This window comes from Aeromonas sp. 3P (genome assembly GCF_051919745.1).
Taxonomy (GTDB): domain Bacteria; phylum Pseudomonadota; class Gammaproteobacteria; order Enterobacterales; family Aeromonadaceae; genus Aeromonas; species Aeromonas veronii.
The window spans coordinates 923,947-945,567 of the sequence record NZ_JBQBED010000001.1 but is presented as its reverse complement, the minus strand read 5'-3'; the positions used below and the strand labels follow the sequence as shown (position 1 = coordinate 945,567).

Sequence of the window (21,621 nt, the reverse complement as noted above, 5' to 3'; positions counted from 1 at the left end):
CTGACTGCATAAATTGCGATTGGCTCTTGTGGTTCCGTCTGCCTGACGTGGCGAATCTCCAAACTAATGGGATTTTATGGCGAGGTCAATCGCAGGTCAGGTTTGTCTTCATGGTTACATTCGCATAACAAAATGTCGGGTTAGGGGGATTCGCTCGCAGTTATGAAGTATTTATTCTGTGTAATTTGATTTTGTTGGTTAAATATATCGCTATTGACGGGCTCAATGGTGCGCTCGGCGACGATGGGCGAATGTAGTAATTTTACCAACCCTATGCTACCGAGAGCGGAAGTGATCACATTTTCAATATCCCATGCTTGCAATTGTGTGCTGTCGGGTCTCTTTGAATTTTTCATTGTTCAACAGTGGGTTATCAGGTCTCATTTTCATATGGATGTTTACTGTTTGAATCGTCAAAGAACTGTAAAAATCCTTTTTTTGCGCTTTTTATCTATATTTATTCAAAATTGGTCGGGTATTTATATGTTTTACCCTCTCCGCTAGCTTGATCCAGCTCAGCCCCTGTTTTGCGCAAGCTCGTACAATGGCGCTCCTTTAGCGGAGGTGTCATGCAGTTACACGAACTCGTCAATACATTCGGTCAGGATCTCAAGCAGCGTCATGGTCAGAAGATCCACAAACTCTCCATCCACGGGGCCTTCACCTGCCCGAACCGGGACGGCACCTTGGGCCGTGGTGGCTGCACCTTCTGCAACGTATCCTCTTTTGCCGACGAGTCGGCTCAGCAACTCTCCGTGGTGCAACAACTGCTGGCTCGCCGGGACGAAGTCACCCGTGCCAAGCGCTATCTTGCCTATTTTCAGGCCTATACCAGCACCTATGCCGAGGTCGAATATCTGCAGCGGATGTATGAAGAGGCGCTGTCAGTGAGCGATATGGTGGGGCTCTGCGTGGGCACTCGCCCCGATTGCGTGCCGGATGCGGTGCTGGATCTGTTGGCGGGCTATCAGGCCCGGGGCTACGAGGTGTGGCTGGAGCTCGGGCTGCAAAGTGCCAATGACAAGACCCTGCAACGGATCAACCGCGGCCACGGTTATGCCGCCTATGAGGATGCGGTAAGACGTGCCCATCAGCGCGGCATCAAGGTATGTGCTCATCTGATCGTCGGCCTGCCGGGCGAAGTGCCGATGGACAGCCTCGATACCCTGCATCGCATCGTTGAGACCGGTGTTGAGGGGATCAAGCTGCATCCGCTTCATGTGGTAGAGGGTAGTACTCTTGGCAAAGCGTGGCAGGCGGGGCGCCTTGAGGTCTTGACGCTGGAGCAGTATGTGGAAGCGGCCGTTGCCATGATCCAGCACACGCCGCCCGAGGTGGTGTATCACCGGATTTCGGCCTCCGCGCGCCGTCCAACCCTGTTGGCGCCAGCCTGGTGTGAAAATCGCTGGACGGCCATGGCGGACATTGCCAAAGCACTCTCATTGAACGGCCCGCAAGGTCACGCGTTGGGCAGACCCTTCATACTTCCTGACCTATAATTGAGCGCCAGATTATTATTTTCACGTAAAACATAGGGTTATATAAAAAACTTCATACCCTAAACTATAGTTTTGCTACGTGCCGGTTGATATAGTGGTGCGCCATAATAAATGCCATTATCAATTAACTCCGACATTCACCCTGATTGCAGTGTTAGCATGGTGTTGATGAGCCGATTATTTTTACCAATAACGAATCATGCCGCCATTGCTGCTGTGCCGGGAAATTGGCGATGAGTGTCGCGATCTATCTGGACAGGTTTATCCCCTGATCAGTCTCATCAGCGGGAAGGCCACTCGGTTTTAGCGTGGCTATAGCAGGGAAATATGAGCGATGAACGCTCTTATCTACCTCATTTATGCAGTGACAGGATGCTATGCAAGCAGAAACAAGTCGTATTGATGAGTTATTGGAGTGTCTGGTCTTCTTGACCCGTTTTTATGGTGTGCCCAACAGCCAGGATGCCCTGACGACCGGGTTGCCACTGGTCTCCGGACGCCTGACAACCGCACTCTTTTGCCGTGCTGCCGAGCGGGGCGGGTTATCCGCCCGTGAAGTGATACAGCCACTGGCCGATATTTCTCCCTTGCTGCTGCCTTGTGTATTGCAGATGCGCAGTGGTGGCGCCTGCATTTTGCTGGAGTGGAACGAAGATCGCAGCCAGGGGAAAGTGATTTTCCCGCAGGCCGGTGATGCCGCGCAATGGCTGACCGCAGCCCAATTGGGTGATGAGTATCTGGGACGCCTCTTCTATGTAAAGAAGCAGTTCAAGTTTGACGAGCGCTCGCCCAAGGTACTGGAAACCCGTGATGGACACTGGTTCTGGAGCACCTTGTTCGAATCCCGCGGCATCTATCGCGATGTGCTGATCGCCTCCATTCTGATCAACCTGTTTGCCATCGCCAGTCCGCTCTTTACCATGAATGTTTATGACAAGATTGTGCCCAATCTGGCGTTTGATTCGCTCTGGGTGCTGGCGGTCGGGGCCATGGTGGTCTTTACCTTCGATTTTGTGATGCGGCAGTTGCGTAGTTACTTTATCGACATTGCCGGTAAAAAGTCTGATGTGCTGCTGTCCGCCAAGATTTTCGCCAAGGTGATGGGCATGAGGATGGAGTCTCGTCCCGCTTCCACTGGCGCGTTCGCCAAACATCTGCAGGAATTTGAATCGGTGCGGGAGTTTTTCACCTCCGCAACGGTTTCTACTCTTATCGATCTCCCTTTTGCCGTATTTTTCCTTTTTATTATCTGGATGTTTGCAGGAGTAATGGTGGTGGTTCCCATCGTCGCCATGCTGATCCTCATCGCCTACAGCTTCTATATTCAGGAGCCCCTCAAGCAGTCCATCGAAGAGGGGTCACGCCTTGCGTCCCAGAAGAACGCCAACCTGATTGAAAGTATTTCCGGGCTGGAAACCGTCAAGATTTTCGGCGCCGAGAGCATGTTCCAGCATCGCTGGGAACAGGCCGTCTCCCATATTTCCACCTGGGGCGTACAGACCCGCCGGATTACCAACTCCATGTCCTCGCTGGCCAGCTATATCCAGCAGGTGGTGACGGTCGGTCTGGTGATCGTCGGTGTTTACCAGATCTCGGAAGGCTTGGTCACTATGGGGGGCATGATTGCCGCCGTGATGCTCTCCAGCCGCGCCATTGCGCCCATGGTGCAACTCTCCGTGTTGTCGACCCGTTATAACCAGGCCAAATCTGCACTGGATATTCTGGAAAAAATCATGCAAACCCCGGGTGAGCAGGAGGAGGGCAAGCAATATATCCATCATCCGGTGATTGCCGGTCGCATTGAATTTGAAAATGTATCCTTCAAATATCCGGGAATGGAAACCAGCACCCTGCACAATATCAATTTGCGCATTCAGCCGGGCGAAAAGGTGGCGATTATCGGCCGGATTGGGGCGGGTAAAACGACCCTCGAGAAGCTGTTGATGGGGTTGTATCGACCGACCGATGGTTCGGTACGTATCGACGGTTTTGAACTTGATCAACTGCCGCCTGCGGTGATCCGTCGCAATATCGGCTGTGTTCCGCAAGATGTCATTCTCTTTTTTGGATCGGTGCGGGACAACATCATGCTGGGTAATCCGCTGGTGGATGATGTGAGGGTCTTGCGCGCCGCCAAGCGGGCGGGTGTCACCAACTTTACCAACCGGGATCCCAACGGGCTGGATCGGCAGATAGGTGAGGGTGGCCGTCAGCTTTCCGGTGGCCAGCGTCAGTCGATCCTGCTGGCTCGCGCCCTGCTCAATGACCCCCCCATTCTGGTGATGGATGAGCCGACCTCCAACATGGACAACCAGTCCGAGATGCAGGTTAAGCAAGAGCTTGCCAGACTTGGCCCGGAAACCACATTGATCCTCATCACTCACAAAACCTCGATGCTGGATGTGGCATCGCGAGTGATCGTCATCGAGCAGGGGCAGATCGTTGCTGATGGCCCCAAAGAGGTGGTGTTACAGCAGTTGAAGGAAGGCAAGGTGCGCGTGCAGGAGGTGTCCCATGGTTAAGGGGCTCATGGACTGGTTCAAGCGCAGCAAAAAGACGCCTTCCGGCGAGGTATTGCCAGCACCCGAGCATCTGGAGTTTGTCGATGACGGCGCGGCAGCTGTACTGCTGACCACGCCGACCGGAGCTCGCATCCTGTTGTGGTGCTGTTTCCTCTTTTTCATGAGTGCCATCGTCTGGGCGGCCTGGGCCGAACTGGATGAAGTCACCGTGGGTCAGGGCAAAGTTATTCCGTCCCGTCAGCTGCAGGTGATCCAGAACCTGGAAGGGGGGATCGTCAAAGAGATCTTCGTCAAAGAGGGGGACATCGTCGAAAAGGGGCAGCCGCTGCTGCGTATTGATGACACCCGTTTCCGCTCCGACTTTAGAGAACGGGAGCAAGAGGTCGTCACCCTGAAGGGGGATGTGGCCCGTCTGCGCGCCGAGATGGCCAGCGTCGAGGTGAAAAACGACCCGGCACTGGGGTGGCGTGAGCAGGTAGTGGTAGGCGAAGCGCCAATCCAGTTTCCCGATGGTTATGAAACTGTCTTTGCCGAATACGCACACCGTGAGCGCTCTGTACAGCGGGATCGCCTAAATAACCTGAAGAACCAGCTCTATATTCTTGGTCAGCAAATCGAACAGAAAGAGCAGGAGCTGATTGAACTGAATGCCAAGATCCGCACTGTGAATCGCAGTGTGGAACTGGCCAGACAGGAACTGAATATTAGCCGTCCGCTGGCGAAAGAGGGTATAGTGCCTCAAGTGGAGCTAATCAAGCTTGAGCGGCAGGTCAACGAGATGCAGGGGGAGCTGGAGAGCAACCGTCTGCTGATCCCAAAACTCAATTCGGTACTGCGTGAGACCATCTCCAAGCGTAATGATATTGCGCTAAAATTCAGAGCAGACTCCCAGACTGAACTGAACGAGAAGCAGGGGCGACTTGGCCAGTTGTCAGAAGGGCAGGTTGGCTTGCGAGACAGGGTCGACCGGACCAGCGTGATTGCACCGCTCAAGGGCACCATCAAGAAGCTCAAGATCAACACCCTGGGCGGTGTGGTTCAGCCCGGCATGGATCTGATGGAGATTGTGCCGCTGGAGGATACCTTGCTGGTAGAAGCCAAGGTGTCACCGAAAGATATCGCCTTCCTGCGACCTGGGCTGGATGCCATCGTCAAGATTACTGCCTACGACTTTACAATCTATGGAGGATTGCATGGCAAGGTTGAACAGATAAGTGCGGATTCGATCCAGGATGAGGAGGGGAACTCCTTTTATCTGGTTCGGGTTCGGACAGAGAAGAGTTACTTGGGCGATGAGCTTAACGCACTTCCCATCATCCCCGGTATGTTAGCCAGTGCTGATATCATTACTGGTAAAAAAAGTGTCCTAGACTATTTGCTTAAGCCGATTTTACGGGCAAAGCAGTCGGCACTGAGAGAACGATAAGCCAACAATCTAAAAACAAAACATGACTGGAGATAACATGAAAAAAACGATTGTTGCCATGCTGGTCAGTGGCTGCATCCTGATCCCGAGTTTGGGTCAGGCCCAGACTCTGGAAGAGTCGGTGGCACAGACACTTGCTACGCATCCCAAGATAAAGGAAGCGTTTGATCTGTATCAGGCACGACTCTATCAGCATGATGGAGCCAAGGGTGGCTATTATCCTACGATCGATCTGCGTGGCGGCGTAGGTTATGAAAAAACTGACAGCCCTTCAACGCGTCGTGATCCAACTAGTGATGATTCGTTGACTCGTAAAGAGGCTGGACTCAGTCTGCGGCAAATGTTGTTTGATGGCTTTGATGTCAGCAACAACGTCTCCAGAACCGAAGCTGAAGCCAATGCCCAGCGTCTGGCGATGATCTCCGAAGCAGAAAACACCGCGCTGCGGGTGGCTGAGGTCTACCTCAATATGCTGCGTCAGCAGGAGATTTTGGAACTCTCCAAACAAAACCTGGAAACCCACGAACAGATCCGCAGCGACATCAGCAAGCGGACTGATTCAGGGCTTGGTTCTACTGCGGATCAGACCCAGATTGAAGGTCGTGTTGCCCGAGCCTATTCAAATCAGGCTGCTGCTGAAAACAACTATCGCGATGCAGAGAGTGAATTTATTCGTGTCGTGAACGAGGTACCCAAAGATCTGGTGCAGCCGGTTCCCAATACCGAGCTTATCCCGACCAGCCTCGATAGTGCGCTGAAAACGGCGACCGAAGTCCACCCCACCCTGCTCTCTTCCTTGCAGGATATCGAAGCGGCCAAGTATCAGCATGAAGGTGCCAAATCCGGTTTCTATCCCAATGTGACATTCGAGGTCGATCAGAACTGGAATGAGGATATCGATGCTGTTCCTGGCCGTAATGATGACCTGACCGCCATGGTGCGGATGCGTTACAACCTGTTCCGTGGCGGCTCTGATGTGGCAGAGAGCAATGCAACATCGGCGCTCTACTCTCAGGCGAAAGACATTCATGTGAATGCGTTCCGCCAGGTGGAGGAAGGCACTCGTCTGGCCTGGAACGCGAAAGAGTCGCTGGCCAAGCAGAAGACCTTCCTGAAAGAGCATGTTGACGCCAGCTATGACACCGTACAGGCATACAAGAAGCAGTTTGGGTTGGGTCAACGGACATTGCTGGACGTATTGAACACCGAGAACGAACTGTTCGAGGCGCGTCGCAGCTACATTACTGCCGAGTATGATGCACTGCTGGCGGACTATCGCATTCTCAACGCGACAGGTAGCCTGCTCAATGCATTTAGCGTCAAACAACCCGCTGAATGGCAGGCCAGGCAATAACCGTTTGCCCATGATCCCGCTGGGATCATGAACGCCAATATGGTGACTGCTGCTGGCAGTCACCATGTTTGGCTAAAGCAGATGGTTGCACGGGCTTTGAGGAGTGCAGCAGCAATAATGCAGCAGGAATATGACGTGACACTCCAGCGCGAAACCGGCGGCAGATGGTGTTATCTTCTTAATGAATGGAGATACAGATCCCTACGCGCTTTGCGCCACTCCTTATGGATCCTGCTGTTACCCTTCTCACTTCTGCTCTGTGCCAGTCAGCCTCTGCCACAGGAAGATCTCAACTTGATTAAACGGGCGGAGCAGACCTATGGCGCCAGAGCCGGCAAGCGTGTAACCAGTTGGCGTATGCTGGTCATGGAGACGAAGGGCAGGGCCCTGAGCGAAGAAAAAAAGCTTGAGCGGGTTAATAATTTTTTCAATCGGATGCGTTTTATTGACGATATCAAGTTGTGGCGCAAAAAGGATTATTGGGCAACCCCGCTAGAATTTTTGGGAGCCGCTGGAGGAGACTGTGAAGATTTCAGTATTGCCAAATACTCTACGCTGCTCGAGCTTGGGATCCCGGATGATAAAATGCGGATGGTGTACGTCAAGGCTCTTGATTACAACCAGTTTCACATGGTGGTGGCATATTATGAGACACCCTCTTCCGTTCCGGTTATTTTGGATAATTTGATAGGCTCGATTCGCCCTGCCACACAGCGGCGTGATCTGGTGCCTATTTACAGTTTTAACGGTAGTCACTTGTGGTTGATGAAGGCACGAGGCCAAGGGGAACTGGCTGGTCAATCATCCCGCTTGGGATTATGGAATGATTTACGCAATCGCATGACCTCGGGGCGATTGGCTCGGCCAGTGGTGAATTTGGATGATTAACCTATGACGCTCTATCGACAGTTATTAGCCACCATGCTGCTGCTGTTTGGATTGTTATTTGCGGCCACATACTGGGTGCAATTCAATTCAACCCGCACTTATCTGGCGCAGCAACAGGAAACAACGGTCATCAATACGGCAACCTCGCTGGGGCTTGCGCTCACCCCCTATCTGGAAAACGGTGACAAGGTTGGTGCCGAGTCGGTGATCCAGGCCATTTTTGATGGTGGTTATTATCGACTGGTTCGCCTTGATCTGCTGGCATCAAAGGATGTCATCGAGCAGGAAAATACCAACAATATTCAGGGGGTGCCACAGTGGTTTGTGAAATTGGGACTGTTTCCTGAGGTATCTAACGAGTCAATTCTGACGTCTGGCTGGTTGCAGCTTGGAAAATTAAAAGTAGTGGGTCACCCCGGCCAGGCTTATTACGAGTTGTGGCGTGGGATGAGCGAGCTGGCGAGCTGGTTTCTGGTCGGCTTTTTGATCACCACAATTTTGTTGATGAGAGCACTCAACTACTTGCTCAAGCCACTCAAACAGATCTGTGATCAAGCCGTCGAGATTGAGCTGCACCATTTCGGTCATACGATCCCGGAGCCTAAAACCCATGAATTGAAGCAGGTCGTTCAGGCGATCAACACCCTCTCAAGCAAGTTGGCGTTGCAGTTCAAAGAACAAGCCGATGAGGCCGAGAAATTGCGTGAGCGGGTTTATGTCGATGCTGTGTCGGGGCTTGGCAACCGAGCCTATTTTGTGGGTCAGGTAAACGCATGGATAGCGGAGTCTGGCCAAGGTGGCGTCATGCTGGTTGCGGTCGACATGCTGGATGATATCTATCGCGATGAAGGCTTTGCTGCCCGTGACAACATGGTCAAATCGATAGCTCAGGCTTTGAAAGAGCAATTAAAAGGGTGGGATGGCGCAGCCTTGGCACGGATCTCCGCGACGGAATATGCGCTGCTCTGTCCAACTGACGATCTGACTCAGCTAAAAGAGCTGGCTGAAGTGATTAATAGCCGCATTGCCGATCTGGTGGTGAATCCAATGGGAGAAGGGGATGCGCTCTCCGTCATTGGTATTGCCGGTCGTGATGGCAATGATGATCTCTCTGCCTTGTTGACCAAAGCCGATAATGCGCTTGGCAAGGCGCGCAATGAACGCCGTGGTGCTGTGGTGATGGAAGGGGGGACCGAACAAGGTTTGATGGGGCGTTTGGCCTGGCGAGATTTGGTACAAGATGCCATTTCACGACAACTTTGGCGCTTCAAAGCCCAACCAGCTTGCCGGTTTGATAATGGAGCAAGGTTGCATGCCGAGCTGTTTGCTTCTATCTCTCGGGATGGCACTGATTATTTTGCAGGTCAGTTCTTGCCCGCGATTGAACAGTTCAAATTGGGTGGTGAGTTTGACCAAGCGGTGCTTGATGCTTGCGTTCCATTACTGCAAAAACAGTCTGATCTGGTACTGGCGATCAACATCACTGCTGGCTCGCTCTGCTCGGATGAATTTTTAACCTGGCTGACGCGCTATCTGACCGAGCATGCAGAGCTCAAAGAGCGGTTGTTATTTGAAATACCTGAAGCTGCCATCATGAAACATAAAGACAACGTGGCTGCGTTGGTTGGCACCTTGCAAGCTCATGGCTTCCAGTGGGGGGTTGACCACTATGGTCGTCACTTCCAGTCTCTGGGCTATCTGGAGGAGCTGTCGCCGGCTTATGTCAAGGTCGATCACGGTTATACCAGTCAGGTCATGGAGCCGGGGGCTGACACCTCATTCCTGGCTGCAGTGTGTCGCGCCGCACACAATGCCGGTGTGACCACCATTGCGACCCGTGTCGAGGATCAACATCAAGTGGAACTGCTTTCCAAGTTGCATATCGATGGTTATCAGGGATTTGTTCACCCTGCCTTTCCGTTGTCTTGAATTAGACGCAATGAAATGGCCCCGAATGGGGTCATTTTTATATCTATCAATTCTCTTTTCTCCATCTTTATATAATCAAAGTACGCGCGGCGCTGAATGAAGCTATTCGTAGTGTGCTGATTTATATTGAAAAAACTCAACTTTTCGATTTATTTCCGTGTATCTGTTCGATGCTGAGCGAAATGCATACATATTTGCAACGGAACAGAACGCTATCTCCTTCTACGGTATAGACATCAAGATCTGTCACGTTGGAGCAATGGATATGCGTACCCAAATTATCGACAAGTCCGTGGTTGTCTCAGCCGTCGAAGGCAATGTGGAGATTGTGCTGGCTGATGGAAGCAGCCGCCCTCTGCAAAAAGGTGAAATCCTCCAACCCGGAGCCAAGTTGACCATAGCGGACGATGCCAAGCTGGCACTTTCCCCTTATGACGATACACCTGCACAGAATTCAGCTTCGGGTTCCGAGTCGGTTGAACCAGGTCAACCGCAAGGGGCTTCGCCCACCGAAGGTGCCCCTGCCGATATTGCCGCATTGCAGCAATCGATTTTGCAAGGTGTGGATCCTACTCAGAATTTTGAGGCTTCTGCCGCTGGTGGTGCTCCTGCTGCCGGTGGTGGTGGCGGTATTGGAGGCGTAGCCGGAGCGAGTGGTAATGGTGGCTTTGTCACTATCGATCGAACTGGTGATGCTACGATAGCGGCTGCAGGGTTTGATACCACCTACGATACGGCGGCTGTCATCAATGAAAATCAGGCCGAAGATTTAATTCTTGAGAATCAGCTTGATGATTTGGGTGAAACCGTCGTGACTCTCGAAGACTCTCAGGTCAGCGGGAATCTGCTCGAAAATAGCACCAATCCAGATGGACCTGCTGATGCCTCTATCGTTTCATATGACTGGGGTATCAATATCGGAGTCCCTGCCGGTGTTGCTGCCACCATTACCGGAGTGGGCACGCTGATCATCAATCCGGATGGGAGCTATACCTTTACTCCGGCTCCTAACTATGATGGTGCAGTTCCGCCGGTGAACTATCAGGTAACTGATGGCCAGGATACAGTGACTTCAACACTCGTTATCTCCATTACTCCGGTAGATGAGGCGGTAGGCCTTGATGGGCTGACTCTGGAAGGGGGAGAGGTGTTGGTCAGTGATGCCAACTTGGCCGACGGTTCGGCACCTAATGCTGCCGCGTTAACTCAAAGTGGGGTGTTTACTTTTAATGCCCCTGATGGTGTGCAAACGCTGGCAATCGGGGCGATCCAGTTGATCAGCAATGGCACCGTGGTTGCTCTGCCTGTATCCATTGAGACACCGCTTGGCAATGGATTGCAAATCACCGCAATAACCTACGATCCCGTTACCGGTAACGGCAGTGTCTCCTACAGCTATACCCTCCTTGATAATGAAGCTCATCAACAACCCGCTTCTGACCTGCAATTGGGTGAGAGCCTAACGGTGACCTTGACCGATGATGACGGTGATACAACCAGCGCAACGCTGGATATCGTTGTGCTGGATGACGTACCGGTGCTGCAGCAAGAAGGTAGCAGCGACACGGTTAATGTGGACGAGGATGACTTGCTGAAATCGCGTGGTGAGGGTGAGTCAGAGGGTAATGACGTTGGTGAGCGTGAGCCGTTGTCACTCACTGCCAGTATTGTCGACAACGTGTCGTGGGGGGCGGATGGGTTTGGCAAGGTTACTGGCGTGAGTTGGGCAGATGGCAGTGCCACCATTGGTGAAAACCAGACCTCGGTGACGGTGTACTTCGATGCGAAAGGTGCCGTGCAACCTGGTGTTGCCGGTGCTGCGGCCAGTTTGTTGGTGAATGCGGATGGTTCATACACCTTCACGCTGGCAGACAACCTGCTGGTATCGGGTGAGGGAGAGAACGTAGTTAAGTTGCTGACCGATGGCTTTACCTTTGCGGCGCAGGATGGCGATGGCGACCCGGTGGTGGGTGGCATCAAGGTGAATGTAAACATCACCGATGATGTGCCGGTGCTCAAGCAAACAGGGGGCAGTGACACTGTTGACGTCGATGAGGATGACTTGCAGGCCTTGCGTGGCGAGGATGAGTCAGAGGGTAATGACGCTGGTGAGCGCGAGCCGTTATCAGTCACAGGCAACATAGTGGACAACGTTGCCTGGGGTGCGGACGGCTTTGGCAAGGTGACTGGTGTGAGCTGGAGCGGTGGCATGGCCACCATTGATGAAGGCCAGACCTCTGTGACGGTGTACTTTGATGCGAACGGCGCGGTGCAGGCTGAAGCAACTGGAGCGGCGGCCAGCTTGCAGGTGAATGCAGATGGCTCGTACACCTTCACCCTGGCAGACAACCTGCTGGTATCGGGTGAGGGAGAGAACGTAGTTAAGTTGCTGACCGATGGCTTTACCTTTGCGGCGCAGGATGGCGATGGCGACCCGGTGGTGGGTGGCATCAAGGTGAATGTGAACATCACTGATGACGTACCGGTGCTCAAGCAAACAGGGGGCAGTGACACTGTTGACGTCGATGAGGATGACTTGCAGGCCTTGCGTGGCGAGGATGAGTCAGAGGGTAATGACGTTGGTGAGCGCGAGCCGTTATCAGTCACAGGCAACATAGTGGACAACGTTGCCTGGGGTGCGGACGGCTTTGGCAAGGTGACTGGTGTGAGCTGGAGCGGTGGCATGGCCACCATTGATGAAGGCCAGACCTCTGTGACGGTGTACTTTGATGCGAACGGCGCGGTGCAGGCTGAAGCAACTGGAGCGGCGGCCAGCTTGCAGGTGAATGCAGATGGCTCGTACACCTTCACCCTGGCAGACAACCTGCTGGTATCGGGTGAGGGAGAGAACGTAGTTAAGTTGCTGACCGATGGCTTTACCTTTGCGGCGCAGGATGGCGATGGCGACCCGGTGGTGGGTGGCATCAAGGTGAATGTAAACATCACCGATGATGTACCGGTGCTCAAGCAAACAGGGGGCAGTGACACTGTTGACGTCGATGAGGATGACTTGCAGGCCTTGCGTGGCGAGGATGAGTCAGAGGGTAATGACGTTGGTGAGCGTGAGCCGTTGTCACTCACTGGTAGTATTGTCGACAACGTGTCGTGGGGGGCGGATGGGTTTGGCAAGGTTACTGGCGTGAGTTGGGCAGATGGCAGTGCCACCATTGGTGAAAACCAGACCTCGGTGACGGTGTACTTCGATGCGAAAGGTGCCGTGCAACCTGGTGTTGCCGGTGCTGCGGCCAGTTTGTTGGTGAATGCGGATGGTTCATACACCTTCACGCTGGCAGACAACCTGCTGGTATCGGGTGATGCAGAGAATATCGTCAAGTTGCTGACCGATGGTTTTACCTTTGCGGCGCAGGATGGCGATGGCGACCCGGTGGTGGGTGGCATCAAGGTGAATGTAAACATCACCGATGATGTGCCGGTGCTCAAGCAAACAGGGGGCAGTGACACTGTTGACGTCGATGAGGATGACTTGCAGGCCTTGCGTGGCGAGGATGAGTCAGAGGGTAATGACGCTGGTGAGCGCGAGCCGTTATCAGTCACAGGCAACATAGTGGACAACGTTGCCTGGGGTGCGGACGGCTTTGGCAAGGTGACTGGTGTGAGCTGGAGCGGTGGCATGGCCACCATTGATGAAGGCCAGACCTCTGTGACGGTGTACTTTGATGCGAACGGCGCGGTGCAGGCTGAAGCAACTGGAGCGGCGGCCAGCTTGCAGGTGAATGCAGATGGCTCGTACACCTTCACCCTGGCAGACAACCTGCTGGTATCGGGTGAGGGAGAGAACGTAGTTAAGTTGCTGACCGATGGCTTTACCTTTGCGGCGCAGGATGGCGATGGCGACCCGGTGGTGGGTGGCATCAAGGTGAATGTGAACATCACTGATGACGTACCGGTGCTCAAGCAAACAGGGGGCAGTGACACTGTTGACGTCGATGAGGATGACTTGCAGGCCTTGCGTGGCGAGGATGAGTCAGAGGGTAATGACGTTGGTGAGCGTGAGCCGTTGTCACTCACTGGTAGTATTGTCGACAACGTGTCGTGGGGGGCGGATGGGTTTGGCAAGGTTACTGGCGTGAGTTGGGCAGATGGCAGTGCCACCATTGGTGAAAACCAGACCTCGGTGACGGTGTACTTCGATGCGAACGGCGCGGTGCAGGCTGAAGCAACTGGAGCGGCGGCCAGCTTGCAGGTGAATGCAGATGGCTCGTACACCTTCACCCTGGCAGACAACCTGCTGGTATCGGGTGAGGGAGAGAACGTAGTTAAGTTGCTGACCGATGGCTTTACCTTTGCGGCGCAGGATGGCGATGGCGACCCGGTGGTGGGTGGCATCAAGGTGAATGTAAACATCACCGATGATGTGCCGGTGCTCAAGCAAACAGGGGGCAGTGACACTGTTGACGTCGATGAGGATGACTTGCAGGCCTTGCGTGGCGAGGATGAGTCAGAGGGTAATGACGCTGGTGAGCGCGAGCCGTTATCAGTCACAGGCAACATAGTGGACAACGTTGCCTGGGGTGCGGACGGCTTTGGCAAGGTGACTGGTGTGAGCTGGAGCGGTGGCATGGCCACCATTGATGAAGGCCAGACCTCTGTGACGGTGTACTTTGATGCGAACGGCGCGGTGCAGGCTGAAGCAACTGGAGCGGCGGCCAGCTTGCAGGTGAATGCAGATGGCTCGTACACCTTCACCCTGGCAGACAACCTGCTGGTATCGGGTGAGGGAGAGAACGTAGTTAAGTTGCTGACCGATGGCTTTACCTTTGCGGCGCAGGATGGCGATGGCGACCCGGTGGTGGGTGGCATCAAGGTGAATGTGAACATCACTGATGACGTACCGGTGCTCAAGCAAACAGGGGGCAGTGACACTGTTGACGTCGATGAGGATGACTTGCAGGCCTTGCGTGGCGAGGATGAGTCAGAGGGTAATGACGTTGGTGAGCGCGAGCCGTTATCAGTCACAGGCAACATAGTGGACAACGTTGCCTGGGGTGCGGACGGCTTTGGCAAGGTGACTGGTGTGAGCTGGAGCGGTGGCATGGCCACCATTGATGAAGGCCAGACCTCTGTGACGGTGTACTTTGATGCGAACGGCGCGGTGCAGGCTGAAGCAACTGGAGCGGCGGCCAGCTTGCAGGTGAATGCAGATGGCTCGTACACCTTCACCCTGGCAGACAACCTGCTGGTATCGGGTGAGGGAGAGAACGTAGTTAAGTTGCTGACCGATGGCTTTACCTTTGCGGCGCAGGATGGCGATGGCGACCCGGTGGTGGGTGGCATCAAGGTGAATGTAAACATCACCGATGATGTACCGGTGCTCAAGCAAACAGGGGGCAGTGACACTGTTGACGTCGATGAGGATGACTTGCAGGCCTTGCGTGGCGAGGATGAGTCAGAGGGTAATGACGTTGGTGAGCGTGAGCCGTTGTCACTCACTGGTAGTATTGTCGACAACGTGTCGTGGGGGGCGGATGGGTTTGGCAAGGTTACTGGCGTGAGTTGGGCAGATGGCAGTGCCACCATTGGTGAAAACCAGACCTCGGTGACGGTGTACTTCGATGCGAAAGGTGCCGTGCAACCTGGTGTTGCCGGTGCTGCGGCCAGTTTGTTGGTGAATGCGGATGGTTCATACACCTTCACGCTGGCAGACAACCTGCTGGTATCAGGTGAGGGAGAGAACGTAGTTAAGTTGCTGACCGATGGCTTTACCTTTGCGGCGCAGGATGGCGATGGTGACCCGGTGGTGGGTGGCATCAAGGTGAATGTGAACATCACCGATGATGTGCCGGTGGTTCGCAGTTTCAGCCTGAAGGAGGGCGTGAAACTGTTCGTGGACGAGTCGGTGGGCACTACCGGTTCGACTAAGGACGAATCTGGGCAGGCGACCAACAATGATGAGTCCGGCCAGGGAGTCGGTGTTATTGGCTACAAGAGCATCACCGGCGCCAGTCTGTTCAGTCTGACGGTAGACTCCGGCAGTGACGGTCAGGATGCCAGCAAGACCAAGTACGAACTGACCCTAAGCGCGCCGAGCGCCAACTCGGGCCTAGATGCGACAACAGGCGGCGACATCCTGTTGTCGAAGGAAGACGGCACTGGCGATATCCTTGGCACGGCTGACGGCACGGTTGTCTTCCGTCTGCATATGGATGCTGATGACGGCGACCTCACCCTGATTCAGTACAAGGCCATCAAGCACACCGACATCAGCAACAATCACGACTTCCTGGCCCAGATCAGCCAAGGGCTGGTAGGTGCCAAGGTGACGGTGTATGACAACGATGGCGATTCGGCCAGTTCCAACACTTTGGACTTGGGGCCGGTGCTTGGCTTTGAGGACGATGGCCCAGAAATCAGCAATGTGCAGGATGCGGTCTTGGCTAACTCTGCCAGTGGCTACTTCTCAGGTGGTTCGGTTGTCGATATTGGCACTGATGGTGCCGGCTGGGCTGATCTGACGGGTAACATCAGTGGGTGGGATGGTTCAAGCACTACCTATGCTGCCAGCGCGTTGACCTCAGGTGGGGCAACGGTTTACTACTACGTCAGTGCAGCCGATCCGAGCATCCTCTATGCCTATACCAGCACGGTGCCCGGCGCCTATACCGGTGGTGCCGGTCAGTCACTGATATTCACCTTGAGCCTGAATACGTCTGGTAATTATGTCATCGACATGAATGGCAAACTGGACAACGCTACCCAAGAATACTCGGCGACATTCTCGAATATTCCTGGCGGCAATCAGGATTATCTCGTGGTCAGTAATACCGGGGGCATCTACAAACCCGGAGAGGTTGTACCGGCCGGTCAGTTCGTAATCATGTCTATCGACTCATCAATAGACTCTGTCAATTCCAGTACTCAGGGGCTGGCGACAGACAATCAGTGGGTCGACGGCAGCGAGAAGCTGTATTTCGACTTCAGTGAGCCTGCCGTCAAGGTGTCGTTTGCCATTGACGTACAAACCGGCGCTACGACCAATAGCGTTAACTGGACTGTGTATGGCACCAACGCTAACGGTGAGTTGGTCACTGAAAGTGGCAGCACGCTGTTCACTGACGGTGTGCTTCAGCAGGTGCCGACGACCCTGACGGACATCACGCGAGTTGAACTGTCTGACAACGGTGGGGCTTACGGCTACCGGGTGCAGAAGGTCACGCTGGTCGATCGTGTAGACGAGAGCCCAGTAACGAGCAGCTTTGATCTGGCCGTCGTCGATGCCGACGGGGATAGGGATTCGGCCACACTTGATGTGACCTTTGAGCCTGTGGTTGCCCCGGTTCTGATTGTGGGCACCAATGCGGATGATGTTACCGGCAGCTCGGTGCCCTATGAGGTATCGGGCGGTGCTGGGGTTATTACCGGCAAGGGTGGCAATGATGTGTTGGTCGGGGACGTGGGGGGCACCACGCAGTTGCCCGGACAAAAGGCCAATATCGCTTTTGTACTGGATAACTCCGGCAGCATGCAGACCAATACCATTCAGTTCACCAATGCAAATGGCACCACAACGACCATGACTCGTCTGGATGCCATGAAACAGGCGGTGATAAGTTCACTGAATGGTCTCTATAACTCGGGCGCTGGTGATATCCGGGTGCATTTGGATACATTTGCGACCCAGGTTAATGGTTCCGGCACCTTCACCCTGACTTCCGGCGGTGTGGATAACGCAGCTCAACTGGCGGCCGCGATAGCTTTTGTCAATGCCATCACGGTGCCGGGCTCGGATGCTGCGCAATACACCAACTATGAAGCGGGTCTGGTGGCAGCGAATACTTGGATCGAGTCTGCAGGGGTAAATGCGCCTATAGCGGCGGCGGATGTCAATAAGGTCATCTTTGTCTCCGACGGTGAGCCCAACAGGGCGCTGCAAGGCAATGGAACCAGTTCGGTAGTTTCGTTAAGCACCAAAGGGGCCATGCAACATGTGCTGGGCACCTATGACGTCTCCCCCAACAGCAATGATGATACTGTCAATGAGATCAACCTGATCGAGAACGTCGGCTCATCGACGGGACAGGCCTTTACCGTCGAGGCGGTTGGCATTCAGGTTAACGAAAGTGCGCGGAGCCTGCTGAGCCAAGTCGAGGGAGCTGGTGGCAGTGCTACCAATGTGACTAATGCCAATCAATTGAGCAGTGTGATTGGACAGCTTACGGGCGCAAGTATCAACGCTAACTCGGTAGGCAACGACCATCTGGTCGGTGGTAACGGCAATGATGTGATGTTTGGTGATAGCATTCATGCAGACAATGTGGATGGTGGTTGGTTCGAGTTTGTTACAGACAATCCGGGCAAGAGTGATGGGCAACTGCTCAACGAACTTTACAGTCAGCATGCAGTGTATGGTAAGGAGGGGGCTGTCGGGGGCGATGATACCCTTGAAGGTGGCGACGGTAATGATGTGCTTTATGGCCAAAAAGGGAATGACATCCTGATTGGCGGTGAAGGTATCGACATTCTGATTGGTGGGACCGGGTCTGACATCCTCACTGGGGGGGCTGGCAAGGACACCTTCAAGTGGATGGCTGGGGATGTGGGTGGTACCGATGTGATCAAGGACTTCACTACCGGTACCGGTGGGGATGTGCTGGATATAAGCGAGCTGCTCACTGGCGAACATGCCAACTCTGGTTGGCTTGATGCGTACCTCAATTTCAGTAGTGATGGGCCAGGCACAAACAAATCAACATTGACGATTGATTTGGATGGTACGAATGGAGGAACCACCCACGTCATAAAATTTGACAGTATTGACCTGACAACCTTGGGCAACAGTGACCTGGAGATCATTCAGAAGTTGTTGGGTGACGGTAACTTGAAGGTTGATCCGTAACCCTGTCTCGGGGCCAGGCTTGCCTGGCCCCTGTTTTTCCCCCAGGGGATGGATAAGATAGCGGCAGTAGAGGAGAGGGGTAATCATGCAGTCATTCAACTGGGTCGACATTGATGGCATCCGTTATAGCTGGGATGGGCAGGGGAACATTACCTGCGCAGGCCAGTTTGGCTATCAGGCCTCGATCGCGGGGGATCGGCTGGATGGGATGGAGATTGAGAATGAGGCCGGTGATGTAGCGGGCTCGCTCTATGTTGACTTCGCTACGGCCTCTATCATTTATGTGCCGGTCATGGATACCGAGTCTGCCCATAACATGATTTTGGTTGGCCATCATCAGGGGCAGCAGGAGTATCCGCTGGCCAGTTTTCACTCTCCGTTGTTGCAAGATTTGCTAGGACCATCTGATACCATCCCTTGGTCTGCGATGGAGGAGGATAGTGGTGGCACCAATATCGGACAGGCGGTGCAAGGACACGTTCTGTCGTGGGACTCGTTCCATTTCGATGATGAGGTGTTGGTCTGTGGCGCGGCTCCTGCGCTGGATATGGCAAACCAGAGCCAGGATCCCGGCAGCATGGTCACCATTAGTCTCGATCTGACCAATCAGATACTGGATCAGCTCCCCCCCTTGCACGATATATGAATCCCGCAGCTGCACGGGCATAATGGCCTCAATCTTTCCGATTGAGGTTTTTTTCTATGTGGCGTCCCCTTCTTACTCTTTCCGCTCTGGTTGTCAGTGCTCCGCTGCTGGCGATTGAAGTGCCGCAAGCGCCCCATCTGGTGGTGAGCGGTTATGCCGAGCAGAAGACCGAACCCGATATGCTCACCCTCAATGTGGCGGTGAGTGCACTGGATAAGCAGGGCCTCAAGGCCAAGCAGCAGGTCGATACCAAGGTCGCAGCCTTTTTCAGCCAACTGGAAGGGTTGGGGATCAAGCGCAGCGATGTTGAGGCTGGCAACCTGATGGTCTCTCCGGAATATCAGTATGGCGAGAACAAGAAGCCGTTATTGTTGGGATACCGTGCTCAGCGACAATTGGCGGTGAAGCTCTATCAGCTCGACAAGTTGAGCCCCCTGATGGATACCGCACTCAAAGCCGGGCTGGAGTCCGTATCCCAGATTGAGTACGGGTTGAAGTCGCCGCAGGTCATCAAGGAGCAGGCCCGTTTGAATGCCGTTGAGGATGCCAAAACCAAGGCTGAATCTCTGGCCAAGGCGTTCGGGATGAAGCTTGGCAAGGTCTACAGTGTGGAGTACCGCAATGCTTCGCCCATTACCGCCTACAGCCGCAACCTGAAGTTGGTGCAGGCCATGGCGATGGCTGCTCCCGCGGCGGATATGGCTGACAACAGTTATCAACAACAGCAGATCACGGTAAGCGATAATATCGAGGCTGTTTTCTTGCTGGAGTGATATCCGTCGTTGAAGTCCAGTCATGAACAACCCCGCCATTTGCTGCGGGGTTTTTATTGCGCATCGATGCAGATATAAAAAAGCCGACGCTCGTGTTTACTTCATCGGGCGTCGGCTTTTTGTTGCGCTGGGTTTATCAGGCGGTCACAGCATCAGCTTTGGTCGCTTCCGGCGCCGGGTTGCGGATGAGGTAATCAAACGCACCCAGTGCGGCGGTGGCGCCAGCACCCATGGAGATGATGATCTGCTTGAACGGTACCGTGGTGGCATCCCCTGCGGCGTAGACGCCGGGCAGGGAGGTCGCCCCTTTGGTATCGATCTCGATCTCGCCAAAGCGGGTCATGGCAATCTCGCTCCCTTTGAGGAACTCAGTGTTCGGTACCAGGCCGATCTGGACGAAGATGCCCGCTACCGCCAGGTGCTTGATCTCGCCGGTGGTGCGATCTTCGTAATCCATGCCGACCACCTTGCTGCCATCACCGATCACTTCGGTGGTGCGAGCGCTCATGATGATGTCGATATTGCCCATGGAGCGAGCCTTCTTCTGCAGCACTTCATCGGCACGCAGGGTGTCGGCGAACTCCACCACAGTCACATGCTCGACGATGCCAGCCAGATCGATGGCCGCCTCGATACCGGAGTTACCGCCACCAATCACAGCTACTCGCTTGCCCTTGAAGAAGGGGCCATCGCAGTGCGGGCAGTAGGCCACGCCCTTGGTGCGGTACTCAAGCTCGCCCGGCACGTTCAGGTCACGCCAGCGGGCTCCGGTCGCCAGGATCACGGCACGGCTCTTCAAGGTGGCGCCAGAGGCGAGATCCACGTTCACATATCCATCTTTGCTGATGGCGGCGGCGCGCTGCTCGGTTATCACTTCCACCCCGTACTGTTTGACGTGTTGCTCCAGGCTGGCGGCCAGCTTGGGGCCTTCGGTGTAGGGCACGGAGATAAAGTTCTCGATGCCGACGGTGTCCATCACCTGACCACCAAAGCGCTCGGCAACGATGGCGGTGCGAATGCCTTTACGGGCGGCATAGATGGCCGCTGCGGCGCCAGCCGGGCCACCGCCTACCACTAGCACATCGTAGGGATCTTTCTCATTCAGCTCGGCAGCCTTGCGCTCGGCGGCGCCAGTGTCCAGCTTGGCGACGATCTCTTCCAGCGAAATACGGCCCTGGCTGAACGGTTGGCCGTTCAGGTAGACATTCGGTACCGCCATGATTTGACGCTCGGCGACTTCTTCCTGGAACAGGGCGCCGTCGATCATGGTGTGGGTGATGCCGGGGTTCAGGGTCGCCATCAGGTTGAGGGCCTGTACTACGTCCGGGCAGTTGTGGCAGGAGAGGGAGATATAGGTCTCGAAGTGGAACTCACCCTTGAGATTGCGGATCTGCTCCTGCACGGCCGCATCGGCCTTGGAGGGGTGGCCGCCGCTTTGCAGCAGGGCGAGCACCAGAGAGGTAAATTCATGACCCATGGGGATGCCGGCAAAGTGAACGCGCGGGGCTTGGCCCTGCGGCGCGACACTCATGGAAGGCTTGCGAGCGGCAGTGCCAGAGGTCTGGGTGATCTTGGGGGACATCTCGGCGATCTCGCTGGCCAGTGCCAGCAGCTCTGCAGATTTGTCGCTGTCGTTGCCGGACACGCTGATCTCGATGGGATTGACGATGTACTGCAGATAGGTGTTCAGCTGTTGTTTGAGGTTGGTATCCAACATGGTCGAATTCCTT

At 54.5% G+C, this 21,621-nt stretch carries 10 protein-coding genes; 9 read left to right on the top strand and 1 reads right to left on the bottom strand.

The annotated features are described in order from the left end of the window. Window positions 1-569: 569 nt before the first annotated feature. The 9 genes from ACTG19_RS04190 (at window position 570) to ACTG19_RS04150 (ending at window position 19,891) form a co-directional block, all read left to right on the top strand. Window positions 570-1,499 carry a TIGR01212 family radical SAM protein gene (locus ACTG19_RS04190; RefSeq protein WP_042083735.1) on the top strand — a complete coding sequence of 310 codons (930 nt, stop codon included), beginning with the start codon at window positions 570-572 and terminating at the stop codon, window positions 1,497-1,499. 377 nt (window positions 1,500-1,876) lie between these two features. Continuing rightward, window positions 1,877-4,021 carry a type I secretion system permease/ATPase gene (locus tag ACTG19_RS04185; protein WP_005350980.1) on the top strand — a complete coding sequence of 715 codons (2,145 nt, stop codon included), beginning with the start codon at window positions 1,877-1,879 and terminating at the stop codon, window positions 4,019-4,021. Then, window positions 4,014-5,447, top strand: coding sequence for an HlyD family type I secretion periplasmic adaptor subunit (locus tag ACTG19_RS04180; RefSeq protein WP_194494560.1), 1,434 nt, complete (start codon window positions 4,014-4,016; stop codon window positions 5,445-5,447). Before ACTG19_RS04185 ends, ACTG19_RS04180 begins: the two co-directional genes overlap by 8 nt. Window positions 5,448-5,484: 37 nt before the next feature. Next, the gene (locus ACTG19_RS04175; protein WP_439964080.1) at window positions 5,485-6,801 is read left to right on the top strand and encodes a TolC family outer membrane protein; all 1,317 of its coding nucleotides are present in this window, start codon (window positions 5,485-5,487) and stop codon (window positions 6,799-6,801) included. A gap of 135 nt (window positions 6,802-6,936) precedes the next feature. Then, window positions 6,937-7,689, top strand: a complete 753-nt coding sequence (locus ACTG19_RS04170) for a transglutaminase-like cysteine peptidase (protein ID WP_439965683.1) — start codon at window positions 6,937-6,939, stop codon at window positions 7,687-7,689. Window positions 7,690-7,692: 3 nt separating this feature from the next. Next, window positions 7,693-9,618: an EAL domain-containing protein gene (locus ACTG19_RS04165; protein WP_439988772.1), complete on the top strand. Its 1,926-nt coding sequence runs from the start codon at window positions 7,693-7,695 to the stop codon at window positions 9,616-9,618. Between the two features lie 265 nt (window positions 9,619-9,883). Continuing rightward, window positions 9,884-18,472, top strand: a complete 8,589-nt coding sequence (locus ACTG19_RS04160; RefSeq protein ID WP_439988771.1) for a retention module-containing protein — start codon at window positions 9,884-9,886, stop codon at window positions 18,470-18,472. Window positions 18,473-18,557: 85 nt separating this feature from the next. Then, window positions 18,558-19,118, top strand: coding sequence for a hypothetical protein (locus ACTG19_RS04155; RefSeq protein WP_113740602.1), 561 nt, complete (start codon window positions 18,558-18,560; stop codon window positions 19,116-19,118). A gap of 56 nt (window positions 19,119-19,174) precedes the next feature. After that, window positions 19,175-19,891, top strand: coding sequence for an SIMPL domain-containing protein (locus ACTG19_RS04150; protein WP_040066535.1), 717 nt, complete (start codon window positions 19,175-19,177; stop codon window positions 19,889-19,891). Between the two features lie 136 nt (window positions 19,892-20,027). Here ACTG19_RS04150 and ahpF read toward each other — a convergent pair whose 3' ends face one another. Continuing rightward, a complete protein-coding gene (gene ahpF / locus ACTG19_RS04145) occupies window positions 20,028-21,608 on the bottom strand; it encodes an alkyl hydroperoxide reductase subunit F (RefSeq protein ID WP_159163816.1) in 1,581 nt (526 codons plus the stop codon). Window positions 21,609-21,621: the final 13 nt, after the last annotated feature.